Source organism: Clostridium sp. TJA020, assembly GCF_058310295.1.
The window spans coordinates 708,351-724,291 of sequence record NZ_JBZEFC010000001.1 but is presented as its reverse complement, the minus strand read 5'-3'; the positions used below and the strand labels follow the sequence as shown (position 1 = coordinate 724,291).

Genomic DNA, 15,941 nt, shown 5'->3' with positions numbered 1-15,941 from the left:
TGAGTACTATATAGTGGGGAGGTTGTTTAAATGGAAATGTATCGAAATGAATTAAGAGAAAAGATTATAGGTTTAGATAGTAAAATTACATTGAAAAATGGTAATAAATCATGTCAAATAAATTTTGATAATGCTGCCACAACACCTCCATTAAAGAGCGTGATTGATTATATAAATTTATTATCAAATTATTATGCATCTATAGGAAGAGGGACAGGGCAGAAGGCAAGTTTTACAACAAAAATTTATAATGAAGCAAGGGAATATCTTTTAGATTTTTTCAATATAAAAAACAAAGATAAATATACAGCTATATTTGTTCATAACACAACAGAAGGAATAAATAAAATTGCTCAAACATTAGTAAATAAAAAAGATGTAGTATTAACAACAAGGATGGAACACCATTCAAATGACCTTCCATGGAGAGAAAATTCTAAAGTTGATTATGTAGAGGTTGATGAACTTGGAAGAATAGATTTTAATTCTTTAAATGAAAAAATTAATGAATATAATGGTAATATAAAATTTTTAAGTATAACTGGTGCATCAAACGTAACAGGTTATATGAATGAAATTTATAAAGCTAGTAAATTAATTCATAAAGTTGGGGGAAAGATAATTGTTGATGGAGCCCAATTAGTTCCTCATGTAAAGGTAGATATGAGTGGAAAAAGCTCAGATGATTATATAGATTTTTTAGTTTTTTCAGCTCATAAATTATATGCTCCTTTTGGAGGAGGAGCAATAATATGTAAAAAAGATGAATTTAATTCAAAGAAACCTAATATGCAAGGTGGTGGGACTGTTGAATTAGTAAAGGATTTTGATGTAGAGTATTTAAATACTCCAGAAAAAAATGAAGCTGGAACACCTAATTTTTTTGGTGTAGCATCTTTAGTTAAAGCTTTAGAAGAATTAGATAAAATAGGCTTTAATAAACTTATTGCTAGGGAAAAAATGTTATTAGGAGTATTAAATGAAGGACTTAAAAATATAAATAATATAGTACTTTATGGAGATTGTAAAAATATACAAGACAGATTAGGTATAGAAGTATTTAATATAAAAGGTATTTATCATAGAGATGTAGCAAAACTTTTAGCAGAACACAAAGGAATAGCAGTTAGACATGGGTGGTTTTGCGCTCATCCATATTGTAGAAGGCTTATGGGAATTGATGAGGTTAAAGCTTCCGAGTATCTTATAGATAATTCAAAGAAAATGTATGGAATGGTAAGAGTTAGCCTTTCTCCATATAATACAATAGATGAAATATATGATTTATTAAATGAACTTGAATATATATCAAAAAATTATTCTAAAAAAATTTAATAAAATAGAAGAGAGTAGTTAAATATGAAAAGATGTGTCTATTGTAATAGAGAAATAGAGATAAAATATTTATTAAAGCAAAAGGATATTAATAAAATAAAATGTCCTTATTGTACTAAAGAGTTAAAGGTGAATAAAATATCTAAGTTATTTGCAGACTCTACCTTAATTTTAATTTCGGCTTTGATAATAATATTTCCTATAAGATATATTACTAAATTCAGCTTTATAGCTTTATGGGTAATATTATTTATCGATTTAATAAGACCTTTATTATATTCATATGAATAAAAGCACAGCGAATATGCTGTGCTTTTTTACATTATGGTCATATATTATTTATAAAAAACTTTATACTTTGGAAGATTGTTTTCCAAGCATAAAGAAGGAGTTCCTTCAAATAATGGTGAAAAATATTCAAAAGCTTCTTCAGTTAAATTATTTCCATCTTTATTAATCCATTCTTTAGGAAAGTATTTAACATTATTGGCTACTTTAGATGCTTCAACCTCAAAAAATGATGTTTTATAAGGTGAATTACTTTCTCTTTTTATAGCAACCATAGAACCATTTTTATTATCCATAGCATACTTTAATGCTTCATATCCGGCAAGGTAAGCTTCTTCGATATCAACCTTTGAAGCACAGTGCATAGCACATCTTTGAAGTACACCAAGTTCTAATGCTTTAACTCTAGTTGTAATACCAGCAGTTAATATAAGGTTTCTTAAGCATTCGCTTACTCCACCTAATTGGGTATGTCCAAAAGTATCTTGTGAGATACAGTTAAATTCAGTTATAAATTTCCCATTTTCATCTTTTAATCCTTCTGAAACAACAATATATACTTGATTTTGTTCTTCAAATTTTTTTCTTACATCAATTAAAAATTTTTCTTTATCAAAAGCTACTTCAGGAAGATAAATAAAATCAGCAACTTGTCTACCATTAATTTTTGCACAACATGCAGATGCTGCAAGCCAACCAGTATCTCTTCCCATTGTTTCAATAATAAATATTCCGTTATTAGTATATACTGATGCATCAAGATAAGTTTCAAGAACTACAGTTGAAATAAATTTTGCAGCACTTGCAAAACCAGGAGTGTGATCAGTATACATTAAATCATTATCTATTGTTTTAGGAATTCCTATAAATTTTATGTTTAAACCATTTTCTTTAGCATATTTAGATAACTTCGCAGTTGTATCCATTGAATCATTTCCGCCTACATAGAAAAATGCTTCTATATCTAATTTAGATAAAATATCTAATAATTTATCATATTCTTCAGTTGAATCTTCAATTGGCTTTAATTTATATCTACAAGATCCTAATCCTGATGATGGAGTGTATGTGAATGTATTTAATTCATCACAACTTTTAGAGGACAATTCTATAATATTATTTTTTAGTATGCCTTCAATTCCGTTTAATCCGCCATATACTTTATCATATAATTTTAATTCCTCATTTGCTTTAACTAAACCAACTACACTTGAATTAATTACTGAAGTTGGACCTCCTGATTGTGCTATAATACAATTTGACATAAATACTCTCCTTTAGAACAACATATATTTAGTATATGTGATATACTATTTAAAAATTAATCTACTCTGTTTATTAATATACAATAAAAAATGTATAAAATAAAGTATTTTTATTAAAAAAATTAAAAAATATATTATTTTAAATTAATTTTTAAAATAGAATATACTAAAAGAAAATAAATTTTTACATACCTATTCCTTTAAAAATACATAAATAAGTGTTAATATTTAAATATAAAATCTTTTAAATTTAGGGTGGAGTATATTTAATGGATATTCAAAAGATACTAAGAGGTAAAAAAATAAAAGTAACTAAGGCTAGAATGGAAATTTTAAAAGTCTTATTAGATAAAAAAGATGGCATAACAGCTGAAGAAATTTTAGGAGTATGTAAAGATGAAGGAGTAAATATAAATTTAAGTACAGTATATAGAACTTTAGATTCTTTTCATGAGAATAAAATTGTTGATAAATATATTTTAGAAGATGGAGTATCATCTTATAAAATTCATAAGCATAATCATAGTCATTTATTAGAATGTGATATATGTCATAAAGAAGTTGAAATGCCATGTCCTATAGGGCAAATAGAAGAGTTAATAAAAAGACAAACAGGATTTACATTAACAGAGCATAATATTGAAATAAAAGGAATATGCGAAGAGTGTAAAAAAACATCTCAAAAATAAATTTTGAGATGTTTTTTTATTTAGAAAATAAATTTTTAATAAGAATTGTTAAAAGTAGAGTAAATACAGATACTATAGCAATAGTACCACCTGGTGCACTATTTATATAATAAGATAAGACTAGTCCAAACATTATATCAAATAAACCAAATAATATTGAAAAAATAAGTGTTTTATTAAAATTTTTATTCAATTGTATTGCTGTTGCAACTGGAACTACTATTATTGAAGATATAACAAGTATCCCCATTATTCTTATTGACATTGATATAGTTGCACCTATTAGCATAGTAAAAATATAGTTTATAAGTTTAACTCTTATTCCAGAAGTTTTAGCACCTTCTTCATCAAAAGTAACATATAACAGTTTATTATATATTAAAAGAAGAATAGCTAAGCATATAAATCCTGTTATAAGTATTAAAATAATATCTTGTTTAGTTACTGTAAGTATACTTCCAAATAAAAAAGAATTAACATTTGCAGATGCTTTTCCGCTACTTATAAGAATTATAGCTATACCTAAACTAAGTGTAAGTACTATGGACATTACAAGTTCTGCATAACGTTTATAATAATCTCTTAAAAACTCTATTATTATTGCACAAAGTGTAGTAAATAAAAATGCTGTTATAATTGGATTAACCCCTATAACAAGACCTATTGCAACTCCTGCAAAAGATGAGTGTGACAGAGTATCACCAATCATTGAATACCTTCTTAAAACTAGAAATAATCCTATAAAAGGACATAGTATAGATATAACAGAACCAGCTATGAAGGCATTTCTCATAAAATCTAATTCAAACATAAAAAGCTCCTTTCTATTATAGATTTAAAATTTTTTTGTCAAATGAAGCTCTATGCTTTAAATAGTCTTCTTTAGTATATAAAGTTGGAGAGCCATTTATTACTTCAAGTATATGAGTTGAATATTTTAAAGCCATATCAATATTATGTTCTACTGAAATTATAGTTTTACCGTTTTCTGTATTTAATTTATGAAGTAAAGAATAGATTGATGATTGATTTTTATAATCAACTCCTGTTGATGGTTCATCTAAAATAATAAGTTCAGGATTTCCCATAAGAGCTCTAGCAATAAAAATTCTTTGTTGTTGACCACCTGATAAACTTCCTATTAATTTATTTGTAAATTCTATCATATTAACTTTATCTAGAACTTTTTTAATTTCATTTTTGTTACATACTCCAATTGATTTACCATGAGTTTTTAATATTTCGTATACAGAAATAGGGAATTGAGAGTTAAAGCTTTCTAATTTTTGAGGAACATAAGCTATTCCTTTAGCATTAACATCTATAGTTCCAGAGGTTGGCTTTAAAAGACCTAATATAAGTTTTAATAAAGTAGTTTTTGCACTACCATTTTCTCCAACTATCGAAAGATAAACACCCTTAGGTATTTTTAAATTAACATTATCTATAAGATAAGGAGGTTTATTTGTATATGAAAATGTAAGATTATTTATATCAATCATATTATCATCTCCTAAAAAATAATTACTCCTTATTATACACTTTTGTGCAAATAATTTGCAAGTTTAATAGGGTTATTTTAATAAATATGAGTTTTCTAATTTCCAGTGATTATTAGAGTATTTTAAGTGGCACTCAACCTTCAGAGATTCATGTGGTTTATTTTTTGATAGGCCTGAAATCTCAACAACAGCAGAATTTCCATCTGAAAATTTAAGTTTCATAGTTTGAACTCTTAGTAATGCATTGTCAATATTAGATGTCATAATATATTCAACAGCAGAAGAAATATCTTGACACTTTATATAGGCATATACTTTTTTTGTAGTAAATACAGTAATTAAAGAAATTGATAAAATTAAAATAAAAAATGTTCTTCTTCTTTTTTGCATACGTATATATTTTTCTCTTCTAGTAAGTCTTCTATTTCTTTTTATTTTAGCTTTTCCCATAATATCTCCCCCAAAAATACCTTATAATAAAATATTACCATATTTTACCATAAAGTAAATATGTAAAGAATATTATATTAAATTATTTCATAAATTAGTAAGTATGGTTTATAATAAAAACAAATAATAAATTAGGCAGAATAGAAAGGATGTAAACTATGGATTTTTCAAGTTTAGTTTTAATGGAAAAAGATAAAGAAACAGGTTTTATAAAGAAGGAGTTAGGAAGCTATAGTGTAGATGAAAGTGCTTTATTTGTAAAAAAGTTTTTTTTAGAAGGTGAAGAAGTTAATCTTTATTTTGATACTAATAAAGATGTTGAAGAATGGGAATATTCAGCTATATATGATTTGTTTAATAAAGATGTTTTTGAGGAAAAGGGATATAAAGTAGAAGAAGATTTAGATGAATATAACCCTACATTTATTTTAAAATTTAATTATGTAGATGACCATAATAAAATGCAAGATAAAGTTAATGAAATTTTATTTTTAATTTCAAATGAAATGGAAGTTGTATTTAATAATATAAAAGGAAAAGAAGAAGAATATAAAGAAGATTAGAATTTTTTTTAAAACATATAATAAAATTAGTGCTAAAACATAACGGGTGAAGCTCAAAATATAGCTTCACCTATTAATATAATAAAAGGAGGAAAGAGAATGGCAAATGATATATTAAAAAATAGAAGCGAAATAAAAGAAGAAGATAAATGGCAAATAGAAAAAATATATAATTCAAAAGAAAAATGGGAAGATGAGTTTGAATTTTTAAAAAAGGAAGCACCAAAACTTAAAGAATTTAATGGAAAATTAAATAATCCTAAAAATATTGTAGATTATTTAAAAGAAACAGAAAAATTTTCAAGACTTGCAGAAAAATTATATGTATATGCCCATTTAAAAAGTGATGAAGATACTACAAATAATGAAAATCAAGCTAGAATGAGTAAAATTGATAGTTATATGGCTGAATTTTCAAGTTATACAGCATATTTTGTTCCAGAAATACTTTCACTTGGAGAAGAGTATATTAAATCAGCTATGGAAATAGAAGATGAGCTTAAAAAATATAAATTTATATTTGAAAGCATTTTAAGTGAAAAAGATCATGTTTTAAATAAAGAAATGGAAGAACTTATGGCTAAAGTATCAGATTGTTTAGATGCTCCAAGTTCAATTCAAAATATATTAAGTAATGCAGATATGACTTTTCCAGAAATAGAGGATGAAAACAAAAAACTTATAGAGCTTACAGAAGGAAACTACTCTGGTTTTATAAAATCTAAAGATAGAAAAGTTAGAGAAGAAGCATTTAAAGCATTATTTGGTTCATATAATAAATTAAAAAATACTTTTGCAACAACTCTTACATCATCAATAAAAAATTTCTATTTTAATGCTAAAGTAAGAAATTATAAATCATGCTTAGAAGCCTCACTTAAACCTAATAATATACCTGTAGAAGTATATAAAGAGGCTGTTAACACTATAAATAAACATTTAGGATCTCTTCATAAATATGTGTCCTTAAAGAAAAAGATGCTTGGTCTTGATGAAATGCATATGTATGATTTATATGTTCCAGTTATTGAGATAGAAAAGGAACATATAGAATTTGATGAAGGTGTAAAAATTGCAAAAGAGGGTTTAAATCCACTTGGAGAAGAATATCTTCATATATTTGAAGAAGGAATTAATTCAGGATGGATAGATAAATATCAAAATAAAGGTAAAAGAGGGGGAGCATATTCTTGGGGTTCATATGATACAATGCCTTATGTACTTCTTAACTATAATTTTGAATTAAATGATGTATCTACATTGGTACATGAAATGGGTCATTCAATACATTCATATTATTCAAGAAAGACTCAACCTTATTTTTATGCAGGATACACTTTATTTTGTGCAGAAGTAGCTTCAACAACAAATGAAGCATTACTTATACACTATTTAATAGAAAAAGAAACGGATAGAAATAAAAAATTATATTTAATAAATCAAGAGCTTGAGCAAATAAGAACTACAGTATTTAGACAATTAATGTTTGCAGAATTTGAGTTATTTTCTCATGAAAGTATAGAAAGTGGAAATCCACTTACAGCTTCTGAATACTCAAATAAATGGCATGAATTAAATCAAAAATATTTTGGTGATGATATAATAATTGATGAAGAAATTGATATTGAATGGGCTAGAATACCACATTTCTATTCAGATTTTTACGTATATCAATATGCAACAGGATATGCAGCAGCATCAGCATTTGCAAATTCAATATTAAATAAAGAGGAAAATGCAGTAAATAGATATATAGAATTCTTAAAAAGTGGAGGAAAAGATTATCCTATAAATTTACTTAAAAATGCTGGTGTAGATATGACAACATCAAAACCTTTAGAAGCTACAATAAATAGATTCAACGAATTATTGGAAATGTTAGAAAGAACTTTATAATATTAACAAGAGGCAATCTAAAATATATTTTATTAGATTGCCTTATTATATAATAATCTTTTATAATGGTAATATTATGAATGTACTTTAGGAGGAGATATGAAAAATTTAAAAAATAAAATTTATTCTTTTCTTGCTAATACACAAGGATTTTATATGAATCAATATTATAGTAATTTTCATAATGATAACTTATGGATTGCATTAAAAGATGTTGAAGGTGGTATTTATGCTGTAATAATATCAAAAGATTCAGAAGAAGATATAGATTATGATGAAGCATATAATTATTTAAAAACTTTAGGAAAAAATTTTTTGTTAAATATTTTGGTATTGGTTAATGATAATTATATAAACTCATATAAAAATAAATATAGCAAGATTGTATACAATACTATTACTAAAGAGGTTTTATTTTGTAGTGAAAGTGCTATTCCTCTTAAAGAATGTATTAATATTATAGATAAAGAAAATGATATAAATAAAAGAGTTAAAATATTTAAAGAATATCCTGTTACAATGATACTTATATTAATTAATGTAATTATCTTTATAATAACAGCTATATTATCAAAAAGTATTATTGATATAAATACTATTGTTTTAGTTGAATGTGGAGCAAAAGTAAATTATTTAATAAATAAAGGACAGATTTTTAGACTTTTAACAGCAGCATTTCTACATGGAGGAATAATGCATATATTATTTAATATGTATTCTTTATATATAGTAGGTACAGTTGTTGAAAAGATATATGGTTGGAAGAAATACATTAGTATTTATATATTATCAGCATTAACATCAAGTATTTTAAGTTATATGTTAGCACCTATGACTATATCAGTTGGGGCATCAGGAGCTATATTTGGTATTTTAGGAGCTTTCTTATATTTTGCAATTAAAGAAAGAAAACATCTTCAAAGAGGTACTTTAGGAAATATTATAGCAGTTATAGTTTTAAATCTTTATATTGGATTTACATCAACAAGTATAGATAATTTAGGTCATATAGGCGGATTTTTAGGAGGATTTATACTGTCAATATTCTTATATAAAGATAGAGATTAGAAAGGAGAGTAATAAGATGAAAAAGTTAAGCTATGATAGTATAATAACTTATGGATTTATTGTTTTAGTAGCAATAACAGGTATCTGGGATTTTATATATAGAGGTGGAGTAAAATTTCCTAGAATATTACTTATAATTGCTACAGTTATTGGGGTTAAATTACTATTTAAATTTACTTTCTTAAAAAAATGTAAAATGCTTTATGTTTGTGTTATTATTTTTATATTCTTTTCAATGTATCTAGCCAATGTATTAGATTTTTATTCCATAAATGGCTATGATAAAATACTTCACTTTGCATCAGGCTTTCTAATAGGTATATTTGGATTTGCACTTTATGTATTTTTATTTGGAATAAAAAATAAAAATGCAAAAAGTATAGCTGTTGTAATATTTACTATTATGTTTTCTATTGCATCAGCAGGAGCGTGGGAGATATGGGAGTTTACTACAGATCAATTATTTGGACTTATGGCACAAAATGGGTTACATGATACTATGTATGATATAATACTTGGTAGTTTAAGTGGGATAATAGTATCAATTCCGATTTACTTATATACAAAAGGAAAGAAATTTAAAATTTTAGATAAAATAGTAAAGGAAATAGAAGATTAAAAGTAGGAGTTTTTTCTCCTACTTTTTTGTTTAAACATAAAAATAATACATAGAAATCATATTATATAAATTTTTCTTTTGGCATAATTTATATAAATAATTTTTTCCTTTTATAAAGTCCTTATTTTGTATTAATTTATTAAAATGATTTATTTCAAAGTTAGATAATAAAGGTTCTAATTTAAAATATATTTCTTTCAATGCTAATATATAAGTATCTTCATTTGAAGTTTTATAATAAAGGCTTTCTATAAATGAATAGAATTTATTAAATCCATAAGTATTTAATAAGTATTCTCCTTTTTCATAAGCAAATTTATCTTTTTCTTTTAAATAAAATTCATAAGCGTTTAGTTCATTTTTTATATCTAATATATTAGTTAATTTATTATATTCTTTAAATAAATTAATAGCTTTTATTGCTGAAAAATCTTTATCTTTAACTTCTAGCATTATATCTATATCAAAATTTTGAGTTTCTAAAATATAATCTAATATTTTTTGAGAAGTTATAGTAAAAGAATGAGAACCTTGTTTTTTATTAATATCTTGTTCGCTGTAATGAACTTTTATATTTCCATCAGTATATTTCCAAGAGTGTTTTATTTTACTTAAAATTGAGCATGGATTTTCATAAAATTCATTAAAGCAATAATTATGCAAATTATCATAAACTATTGGTATAGAACATTTTTCACTAATATATATTAAATCATCAATACTATAGTTTTTTTCATCATTTTCTATAACTAATCTATTTTTTATATTTAAAGGAAGAGAGTTGTAAGTATTTATAAAGTTATTTATTGCTGTGGGCTTATCATTATATATACCACCAATATGCAAAATTATTTTATGTTTATTATCTAAGTCAAAACTATCTAGAAATTTAGTATGATATTCTAAATCCTTTATAGATTTTTTTACTGTATCAGAGTTATTGCTATTTATTACTGTGTATTGACCAGGATGCATAGAAACTCTTATATTATTTTTTTTAATAAAATTACCTATAATTTTTAGTTTATCTTTAAATTCATAACTCCAATTAAAATTGTTTATAGGATGACTGCCAAAAGGTATAATATCAGAAGCGATTCTAAATAAATATATATCATTCGATATATTATATTTTAAAATTTTTAAAAGGTCATCTAAGTTTGAATTAATTTTTTCTATAAGTAATGTTTCATTATAGTTTTTTATTGAAAAACTTCTATTAGTTCTATTTGGTATTTTTAAAGGGATACATGCATAACCTATTTTCATAATTACTCTCCAAGCATATTTATTTTTATATATAGTTTTAGAAACTATTATAGAAAAAATTCATGAATTTAAAGGAATAATTTTTAAAAATATATAATTATATGGAAAATTATATAGAAAAGTTGTATTATATAAATAAAATATTTAAGGGGGCTTAAATTATGAATGGACAAAAATATGTAGAAAATGTATTAGAATTAGTAAAGCAAAGAAACTATGGTGAAAACGAATTTATAGATGCAGTAACAGAGGTATTAAATTCTTTAGTTCCTGTATTAGATAAAAATCCAGAGTTTATTAAAAATGGAATATTAGAAAGAATTGTAGAACCAGAAAGACAAATTTTCTTTAGAGTACCTTGGGTTGATGATGAAGGAAATGTTAGAGTTAACAGAGGGTTTAGAATTCAATTTAATAGTGCAATAGGACCATACAAGGGAGGACTTAGATTCCATCCATCAGTAAATCAAAGTATAATAAAGTTTTTAGGTTTTGAGCAAATATTTAAAAATTCACTTACAGGATTACCAATAGGTGGTGGCAAGGGAGGATCAGATTTTGATCCAAAAGGAAAGTCTGATATGGAAGTCATGAGATTTTGTCAAAGCTTTATGTCAGAACTTTGTAGACATATAGGCAGCGATATAGATGTACCAGCTGGAGATATTGGAGTTGGAGCAAGAGAAATAGGATACATGTATGGATATTATAAAAAAATAAGAAATTTAAGTGAGCAAGGTGTATTAACAGGAAAAGGCTTAACTTACGGTGGAAGTCTTGGAAGAAAAGAAGCTACAGGTTATGGATTAGTATATTTTGTAGATGAAATGCTAAGAGATAAAGGAGATAGTTTTAAAAATAAAAGTGTTGTAATATCAGGTTCAGGAAATGTTGCTATATATGCATCAGAAATGGTAAAAGAATTAGGTGGAAAAGTTGTTGCACTTAGTGATTCAAATGGATACATATATGATGAAAATGGAATTAATTTAGATGTTGTAAAAGAAATAAAAGAAGTTAAAAGAGGTAGAATAAAAGAATATATAGATTATGTTAAAACTGCAAAATACGAAGAAGGTCATAGAAATATATGGAAAATAAAATGTGATATAGCTCTTCCATGTGCAACACAAGGAGAAATAAATAAAGAGTCAGCAGAAATACTTGTTAAAAATGGAGTGTTGTTAGTTGCAGAAGGAGCTAATATGCCATCAAGTTTGGAAGCTATAGAAGTATTTCAAAATAATAATGTAATGTTTGGACCTGCTAAAGCAGCAAATGCTGGAGGGGTTGCATGTTCAGCTCTTGAAATGTCACAAAATAGTATGAGATTATCATGGACTAAAGATGAAGTTATAGAAAAACTTAAAGACATTATGAGAAATATATATATAAACTCAAGAGATGCAGCTAAGGAGTATGGAGAAGAAGGAAATTTATTAATGGGAGCAAATATATCAGGATTTTTAAAAGTTGCTGAAGCAATGGTTGCACAAGGAATAGTATAATATATGTAAGAATAGGTTTAGTAAATTCTAAACCTATTTTTTTATAATTATAAGAAAGTCAAACATAAATTTATAAAATGGAAAATTAACTATAAATTCTTAAATAAATTTAATTTTTATATACTTGATTTTTATGTTATATTGAATTATATTTAAAAGGATGTATTTTAGAGAAAATAGAAAAATGAATGGGGAAGAATTTCCATTTGTCATTAGGAGTGAATTTAATGGGAAAGATAATTTATGCCGTAACAGCAATTTTTCAATTCTTAGTATTTTTCATAACTATGTATTATTTAGTATTGGCTTTCTTTGGGCTATACAGAAAAAAAGAAAAGAAAAATTATACGCCAACTAAAAAGTTTGCTATGATTGTAGCGGCACATAATGAAGAAGTAGTTATAGGCAAACTTATTGATAGTATGCAAAAACTAAATTATCCAAAAGAATTATATGATGTTTTTGTAATTGCTGATAACTGTACAGATAAAACTGCGGAAATATCAAGAAAACATGGTGCAAATGTTTTTGAACGTTTTAATAAAGACAAGAGAGGTAAAGGATACGCTCTTGAGTGGATGTTTGATAAACTTTTTAAAATGGATGATAAATATGACGCTATATGTATATTTGATGCAGATAATCTAGTTCATGAAGACTTTTTAAAAGAAATAAACTCAAAGATGTTAGAAGGATATAAAGTTGTACAAGGATATATAGATAGTAAAAATCCAAATGACTCTTGGATTGCAACTTCATATTCAATAGCATTCTGGTCACAAAATAGAATGTTCCAATTATCAAGAAATAATGTTGGATTATCAAATCAATTAGGTGGTACTGGATTTGCTATAGATACAAATATGTTACAAAAATTAGGATGGGGTGCAACATGCCTTACAGAAGATTTAGAGTTTACTTGTAAACTTGTATCTCATGGAGAGAAGGTTGGTTGGGCGCATGATGCAAGAATATTTGATGAAAAACCATTAACTTTGAAGCAATCATGGTCACAAAGAAAAAGATGGATGCAAGGGTTTGCTGATGTATCATCAAGATATTTCTTTAAATTAATAAAAGAATCTATTAAAAAGAGAAAATGGTATATGTTTGATTGTGCACTTTATGTATTACAACCATTTGTAACACTTTTATTAGCGGCATCAGCTATACTTACATTAATTCAAGGTAATTTTGGAACATCAGATATATTTGTAATAAGTAATGTATTTAGTGATATTGGATGGAAAGTATTTATAATTTGTCAATTCTTAGTAACACCTTTAGTTTTAAAATTAGAGAAAAAAGTTTCAATGGGATTCTTTGCGATAATATTTATATATTCAATGAATGTATTCATATTACCAATATTATCAAGCATGTTAGATGGCCAGTTTGCCTTTTGGATTGTAACTGCATTATTTAATTTAATTATGCTTATAATTACATTTATTGCTTTAGGAAAAAGTGGTTTAATATTATTTATAAGATTCCTATTATATGGATTGTATACTTTAACTTGGATTCCAATTACAATTCAAGGTATACTAAATAAAAATAATAAAGAATGGAGCCATACTAAACACGTAAGAAATGTTGAGATATGCGATTTATAAAAAGATTTAAGGTTTTTTACCTTAAATCTTTTTTTAATAAAAATAAATAGTTTTGATAATAATAATATTGTTGTTTATAGATTTTTCAATTAATAAAATATTAAAAAAATTTATATTGAAATTATTTTGGTTAATTGTATAATATATTTATAAATAATGATTGTTAAATAAAAAGAGATATTATATAAAAATTATGAGAAGGAGAGATTTATATGAATATAAAATTAAATGGAGAAAAGGTAACATTAAGAGGAAGTGAAATTAGAGTTGGTCAAGAAGCACCAGATTTTATAGTTTCAAACGTTGAGTTAAAACCAGTTACATTAAAAGATACAAAAGGTAAAAGAGTATTTTTAACTGTTCCATCAATAGATACACCAGTATGTGATTTAGAGGTTAAAAGATTTAATAAAGAAGCAGAAAAATATAAAGATACTACAATATATGTAGTTTCAGTAGATTTACCATTTGCTCAAGCTAGATGGTGTGGAGCTGAAGATGTTGATAATGTAATTACTTTATCAGACTATAAAGATAGAAGTTTTGGAGAAAACTATGGTGTATACATAGAAGAAGTAGGATTTTTAGCAAGAGCAGTATTTGTTGTTGATGAAGATAATAAAGTTGTATATACAGAATATTGTGAAAATGTAAGTGATCATCCAAATTATGATAAAGTTTTAGAGGTTTTAGATAACTTAAGTAAATAATAAATTAATATTAACTTAAAAAAGTCGTACAAACATATGTACGACTTTTTTTCTTTTTTAATTTGATAAAAATGTGATAGAATAGAATGGTTAATAATTTGAATAGGAGTTTTGATATGTTTAACATAATAGATTACGAGAAAATAGCAGATGATAAAAATTGTATTTTTGTTGATGTTAGAAGCGAAAGTGAATTTAATAAATCAACAATAAAGGGAGCAATAAATATACCAGTTCTTTTAGATGATGAAAGGGCAGAAGTAGGTACTCTTTATGTTAGAAAGTCAGTAGAAGAAGCAAGAAGTAAAGGGATTGAATTTATTTCAAAGAGACTTCCAGAAATTTTTAATAAGATGCAAGATTTATATAAGATAAGAAATAAAAAAATTATAGTATTTTGCTCAAGGGGTGGAATGAGAAGCGGAAGTATATATTCTTTATTATATTCATTGGGTATAAAGGTATATAAATTAAGAGGTGGATACAAAGCTTATAGAAATTATATAAATGAAAACTTTGAAAAAATAAATGAAGATGTTAAATATATAGTATTACATGGTAAAACAGGAGTTGGAAAAACTGAATATTTAAAGGCTTTAAAAGAAAGAGGATATGATATTTTAGATCTTGAAGGTGCAGCTAATCATAGAGGTTCATTTTTAGGTGCAGTAGCTCTTGGTGGATGTAATTCTCAAAAAAAATTTGAAACAGAAATTTTTGAAACACTTAAAAATAGAAAAAACAACTTAGTATTTGTTGAAGGTGAAAGTAAAAGAATAGGTAATGTAATAATTCCAGATTTTATATGGAATTCAATGAATAATAATAGTATAAGAGTATGCATAGAAGATTCTATAGAAAATAGAAGTAAATTATTGATAAATGAATACATAAATGGTGAAGATAGTGTAAAAGAGCTTATTAATGCTTTAAATAATTTAAAGAAATATATAAGTGGAAAAAGAATAGACGAATATAAAAGTTTATTAGAAAAAGGAGATTATAAAACTGTATGTGAAGAACTTATGGTTAAATATTATGATCCTCTCTATTTAAATGGGTTTAAGGTAAAGGAGTTTTATGAAACTATAATTAATGAAAATAAAGAAGATACGATAAATAAATTAATTGATATATATAATAAAAATTCTTAGCATGGAGGT

The 15,941-nt window shown here is 25.2% G+C and carries 15 protein-coding genes; 10 read left to right on the top strand and 5 right to left on the bottom strand.

The window, feature by feature from the left end:
* Nucleotides 1–30 precede the first annotated feature (30 nt).
* On the top strand, nt 31–1,335 hold the full coding sequence (locus AC4FQ1_RS03740) for an aminotransferase class V-fold PLP-dependent enzyme (RefSeq protein ID WP_491168946.1): 1,305 nt from the start codon (nt 31–33) through the stop codon (nt 1,333–1,335).
* A 335-nt stretch (nt 1,336–1,670) separates the two neighbouring features.
* On the opposite strand, the gene AC4FQ1_RS03735 is transcribed toward AC4FQ1_RS03740, so the two are convergent.
* On the bottom strand, nt 1,671–2,888 hold the full coding sequence (locus AC4FQ1_RS03735) for a 6-phosphofructokinase (RefSeq protein ID WP_491146740.1): 1,218 nt from the start codon (nt 2,886–2,888) through the stop codon (nt 1,671–1,673).
* A gap of 269 nt (nt 2,889–3,157) precedes the next feature.
* Between AC4FQ1_RS03735 and AC4FQ1_RS03730 the strand changes: the two genes are divergently transcribed.
* A complete protein-coding gene (locus tag AC4FQ1_RS03730; RefSeq protein ID WP_303128336.1) occupies nt 3,158–3,577 on the top strand; it encodes a Fur family transcriptional regulator in 420 nt (139 codons plus the stop codon).
* A gap of 16 nt (nt 3,578–3,593) precedes the next feature.
* On the opposite strand, the gene AC4FQ1_RS03725 is transcribed toward AC4FQ1_RS03730, so the two are convergent.
* From AC4FQ1_RS03725 to AC4FQ1_RS03715, 3 genes are all read right to left on the bottom strand, one after another.
* Nucleotides 3,594–4,388 (bottom strand): metal ABC transporter permease, encoded by a 795-nt coding sequence (locus tag AC4FQ1_RS03725; RefSeq protein ID WP_303128339.1) that lies wholly within the window; start codon nt 4,386–4,388, stop codon nt 3,594–3,596.
* 16 nt (nt 4,389–4,404) lie between these two features.
* Complete coding sequence (locus tag AC4FQ1_RS03720) at nt 4,405–5,079, bottom strand: metal ABC transporter ATP-binding protein (RefSeq protein ID WP_491146741.1); 675 nt, start codon at nt 5,077–5,079, stop codon at nt 4,405–4,407.
* A 72-nt stretch (nt 5,080–5,151) separates the two neighbouring features.
* On the bottom strand, nt 5,152–5,529 hold the full coding sequence (locus AC4FQ1_RS03715) for a hypothetical protein (protein ID WP_303128348.1): 378 nt from the start codon (nt 5,527–5,529) through the stop codon (nt 5,152–5,154).
* Between the two features lie 158 nt (nt 5,530–5,687).
* Between AC4FQ1_RS03715 and AC4FQ1_RS03710 the strand changes: the two genes are divergently transcribed.
* The 4 genes from AC4FQ1_RS03710 to AC4FQ1_RS03695 all read left to right on the top strand — a co-directional run bounded on the left by AC4FQ1_RS03710 (nt 5,688) and on the right by AC4FQ1_RS03695 (nt 9,675).
* Nucleotides 5,688–6,092: a DUF6762 family protein gene (locus tag AC4FQ1_RS03710; protein WP_491168945.1), complete on the top strand. Its 405-nt coding sequence runs from the start codon at nt 5,688–5,690 to the stop codon at nt 6,090–6,092.
* Between the two features lie 99 nt (nt 6,093–6,191).
* Entirely contained in the window at nt 6,192–7,988 is a 1,797-nt protein-coding gene (pepF, locus tag AC4FQ1_RS03705) for an oligoendopeptidase F (protein ID WP_491168944.1), read from the top strand.
* A 99-nt stretch (nt 7,989–8,087) separates the two neighbouring features.
* Nucleotides 8,088–9,056, top strand: coding sequence for a rhomboid family intramembrane serine protease (locus AC4FQ1_RS03700; protein ID WP_303128357.1), 969 nt, complete (start codon nt 8,088–8,090; stop codon nt 9,054–9,056).
* Between the two features lie 16 nt (nt 9,057–9,072).
* Nucleotides 9,073–9,675, top strand: a complete 603-nt coding sequence (locus AC4FQ1_RS03695) for a DUF2238 domain-containing protein (protein WP_303128359.1) — start codon at nt 9,073–9,075, stop codon at nt 9,673–9,675.
* Between the two features lie 30 nt (nt 9,676–9,705).
* Here AC4FQ1_RS03695 and uvsE read toward each other — a convergent pair whose 3' ends face one another.
* Nucleotides 9,706–10,944: a UV DNA damage repair endonuclease UvsE gene (gene uvsE, locus AC4FQ1_RS03690; RefSeq protein ID WP_491168943.1), complete on the bottom strand. Its 1,239-nt coding sequence runs from the start codon at nt 10,942–10,944 to the stop codon at nt 9,706–9,708.
* Nucleotides 10,945–11,105: 161 nt separating this feature from the next.
* Between uvsE and gdhA the strand changes: the two genes are divergently transcribed.
* The 4 genes from gdhA (at nt 11,106) to mnmH (ending at nt 15,932) form a co-directional block, all read left to right on the top strand.
* Nucleotides 11,106–12,452 (top strand): NADP-specific glutamate dehydrogenase, encoded by a 1,347-nt coding sequence (gene gdhA / locus AC4FQ1_RS03685; RefSeq protein ID WP_491168942.1) that lies wholly within the window; start codon nt 11,106–11,108, stop codon nt 12,450–12,452.
* 227 nt (nt 12,453–12,679) lie between these two features.
* A complete protein-coding gene (locus AC4FQ1_RS03680; RefSeq protein WP_303128367.1) occupies nt 12,680–14,068 on the top strand; it encodes a glycosyltransferase family 2 protein in 1,389 nt (462 codons plus the stop codon).
* Nucleotides 14,069–14,280: 212 nt separating this feature from the next.
* A complete protein-coding gene (gene tpx / locus AC4FQ1_RS03675; protein ID WP_491168941.1) occupies nt 14,281–14,778 on the top strand; it encodes a thiol peroxidase in 498 nt (165 codons plus the stop codon).
* A gap of 116 nt (nt 14,779–14,894) precedes the next feature.
* A complete protein-coding gene (mnmH, locus tag AC4FQ1_RS03670) occupies nt 14,895–15,932 on the top strand; it encodes a tRNA 2-selenouridine(34) synthase MnmH (protein ID WP_491168940.1) in 1,038 nt (345 codons plus the stop codon).
* Nucleotides 15,933–15,941: the final 9 nt, after the last annotated feature.